The organism is uncultured Microbacterium sp. (genome assembly GCF_913776565.1).
GTDB lineage: Bacteria > Actinomycetota > Actinomycetes > Actinomycetales > Microbacteriaceae > Microbacterium.
In genome coordinates, this window is the sequence record NZ_CAJYPF010000271.1 from 1 (window position 1) to 3009 (window position 3009).

4 protein-coding genes and 1 pseudogene are annotated in these 3009 nt (G+C 71.8%); 2 read left to right on the forward strand and 3 right to left on the reverse strand.

Going from position 1 to position 3009, the window contains the following annotated elements:
- Positions 1 to 86, forward strand: a pseudogene (locus QZ433_RS15135) (zinc-binding alcohol dehydrogenase); the annotation flags it as partial.
- A gap of 3 nt (positions 87 to 89) precedes the next feature.
- Here QZ433_RS15135 and QZ433_RS14755 read toward each other — a convergent pair.
- Both QZ433_RS14755 and QZ433_RS14760 read right to left on the reverse strand, forming a co-directional pair.
- Complete coding sequence (locus QZ433_RS14755) at positions 90 to 425, reverse strand: potassium transporter Trk (RefSeq protein WP_108318304.1); 336 nt, start codon at positions 423 to 425, stop codon at positions 90 to 92.
- Between the two features lie 158 nt (positions 426 to 583).
- Complete coding sequence (locus tag QZ433_RS14760; protein WP_295784892.1) at positions 584 to 940, reverse strand: sterol carrier family protein; 357 nt, start codon at positions 938 to 940, stop codon at positions 584 to 586.
- A gap of 167 nt (positions 941 to 1107) precedes the next feature.
- Between QZ433_RS14760 and purD the strand changes: the two genes are divergently transcribed.
- A complete protein-coding gene (gene purD / locus QZ433_RS14765; RefSeq protein WP_295784894.1) occupies positions 1108 to 2379 on the forward strand; it encodes a phosphoribosylamine--glycine ligase in 1272 nt (423 codons plus the stop codon).
- Positions 2380 to 2416: 37 nt separating this feature from the next.
- Here the strand turns inward: purD and QZ433_RS14770 are convergent, their stop codons facing one another.
- A complete protein-coding gene (locus tag QZ433_RS14770) occupies positions 2417 to 2773 on the reverse strand; it encodes a VOC family protein (protein ID WP_295784896.1) in 357 nt (118 codons plus the stop codon).
- Positions 2774 to 3009 lie beyond the last annotated feature (236 nt).

Sequence of the window (3009 nt, forward strand, 5' to 3'; positions counted from 1 at the left end):
TGACCGTCGCGGTCACGGACGGACTGCGGGGCGACGTCGCGGCCTTCGACGCCGCGATCCACCCGATCATCGCCGAGCTGGCGTGACGCTCAGACCTCGTACTGCTCGTGGTCGACCGTGACCAGACGCGTTCGAGAGTTCAGGACGCGCTCGAATACGAGAGCGGCGACCGCGGCCACCGAGATGCCGATGACGACGCAGATCAAAGCGGTGAAACCGAACACCTGCAGCTGCGAGTAGGCGACCTGCGTGTAGGGGCTGACGTTGGCACCGTCGATCGCGACGGTGAGGATCAGGGCGGCGAGAATGCCGAGGAAGGCACCCGCCAGCATGAAGACGCCGTACTTGGGTGCGCGGCGCACCGTGACGGTCTCGATCTCGTCGCGGATGTACACCGGACGCTCGGGGACGGGCTGGTCGGACATACGCATATTGTCCCACCGTCGGCCGCGGAGTGGGCCGGGTTCTTCGGCGTCGAGCGATGCGAGCGACACCGCATTCTCTCGTCGAGACCGCGCGCCCCGGGCGGACATCGCGTGCGGTTTCGGTCGACGGCTACGGTCTCGCCGGCAAGAGGGCCGGGTCAGGGGCGAAGCGGCAGGAGCGCACTCAGATCGGCGCGGACCCCGGATGCCACGATGCGGCCCGAGGTGACGGCATCCGCCCACACCTCTCGACCCGTGGCGACGGCAATCCACGTCGCGGCGTCGGTCTCGACCACGTTGGGCGGGGTGCCGCGCGTGTGACGGGGTCCCTCGATCACCTGCACGGCGCCGAAGGGGGGCACGCGCATCTCGACCGCGTTGCCCGGGGCCTTCTCGGCGAGCAGCTGCAGCAGGTAGCGCACCGCCGTGGCCAGAGCCGGACGAGGGGCATCACCCGCGGCGACGGCGGCGAGCGCGGCGCGACCGTCTCCGGTCTCGATACGGCGCGGAGGCATGGCATCCACGCTACTCGCGATCCCACGGCTACCGGCCAGCCAGGACACACCGCAGGACTCAGGCTCCGCGCGGGGCGCTTCAGGGAGTGAACCGGCCGCGGCCCCGCGGAAATCCTGCGTTGCGTCCGACGTCGAGGGGCTCACCCGCCGCTCGATAGGCTGACCGCGTGAGAATCCTGGTCCTCGGTTCGGGCGCGCGCGAGCACGCCATCATCCTCGCGCTGCGCTCGGAGCAGGAGTCGCACGCGATCTTCGCCGCCCCCGGCAACGCCGGAATCGCGCGCGAGGCGCACCTCGTCGACCTCGATCCGCTCGACCCCACCGCCGTGCTCACCTTCGCCAAAGACGAGGCGATCGACCTCGTCGTCGTCGGTCCCGAGGCGCCGCTGGTCGCCGGCGTGGCCGATCCGCTGCGGGCGCACGGCATCCCGGTGTTCGGCCCCGGCAGAGCCGCGGCCCAGCTCGAGGGCTCCAAGACCTACGCGAAGCGGATCATGGATGCCGCGGGCGTGCCCACCGGACGCTCCGCGCGCGCACACGACGTCGAGACCGTGGCCGCGGCGCTCGACGCGTTCGGCGCCCCCTACGTGGTCAAGGCCGACGGCCTCGCCGCGGGCAAGGGCGTGATCGTCACGAGCGACCGCGACGCCGCCCTCGCCCACGCCGAGACCTACCTGCCCACCGGTGCGGTGCTGATCGAGGAGTTCCTCTCGGGACCCGAGGTCTCGCTGTTCTTCCTCAGCGACGGCGATTACGTCGCTCCGCTCAGCCCCGCGCAGGACTTCAAGCGCCTGCGCGACGGCGACGAGGGCCCCAACACCGGCGGCATGGGCGCCTACTCGCCGCTGCCCTGGCTCAGCGACCGCTTCGGCGACGAGCAGACGTTCGTCGACCTCGTCACGCGCGAGATCGCCGAGCCCGTGATCCGGCAGATGGATGCCGAGGGCACCCCCTTCATCGGACTGCTGTACGCGGGGCTCATCCTCACCGAGCAGGGCGTGAAGGTCATCGAGTTCAATGCCCGCTTCGGCGATCCCGAGACGCAGGTCGTGCTGCCGCGCCTGGTCGACCCGCTGTCGCGCCTGCTGCTGGCCGCGGCATCCGGAACCCTCGAAGACGAGCCCCGCCCGGCCTTCGCCGAGGCCACCGCGGTGACCGTCGTGCTCGCGAGCGAGGGCTACCCCGAAGCGCCCCTGACCGGACGCGTGCTCACCGGCCTCGACGAGGCCGAAGAGGTCGACGGCGTCCACCTGGCGCATGCCGCCACGGCCCAGCGCGACGGCGACCTCGTCGCCACGGGTGGGCGCGTGCTGAGCGTGGTCGCGACCGGCACGACCTTCCGCGAGGCGCGCGAGGCGGCGTACGCCGGGATCGAGCGGATCGGGCTGGAGGGCGGGCAGTTCCGCACCGACATCGCGGCGCGGGTCGCGCAGGACTGACGCGAGAGGCCCCGGTCCCGCCGGGGCACCGGCGGCCTCACCCCCGCACGAGCAGCACCTGGAACCCGTCCGGGTCGAGGAACGCCCAGGCGTTCTGCTGCCAGTACGGGTTCGTCGGCGTGGTCTCGCGGCCCGCGAGACGAGCCGCGGTGCGCTGCAGCTCGGCGTCGTCGAGGTACAGCACGAGCAGGGATTCCGGGTCCGGTGTCGGAGCGGCCTGGCCCGCGCCCGACGTGAACTCGAGGTGAGCCCCGGTCCCGGGCAGGTCGAAGAAGACCCCGTCGTACCCGGCGTGATCGCGGAATTCCCCCCGCACGGGCAAGCCCAGGTCGTCGCGATAGAAGCGCACGATCTCGGGGAGGCGGTCGGTGTGACGTGCGAAGCGGACCTGCATGGGTTCATTCTGAGCGCGTAGCCGCTCGCGGTCACTCCCCTCGATACGGGCGCGCACCCCGCGCCGCGCGTCGGGGAGGACGCGCGAGCGGGTGATCGGCCCGCACGGTGCGGCGCCCGCCGGGAACGAGGCGCGAGCGACTCTCGTTCCGCTCTCCAGCTGCGTCGTCAGTCGGCGGACTCCTCGTACCTGACGACGCCCTTGCGGAGCAGAGATCGGAAGAGCACACGTCGGAA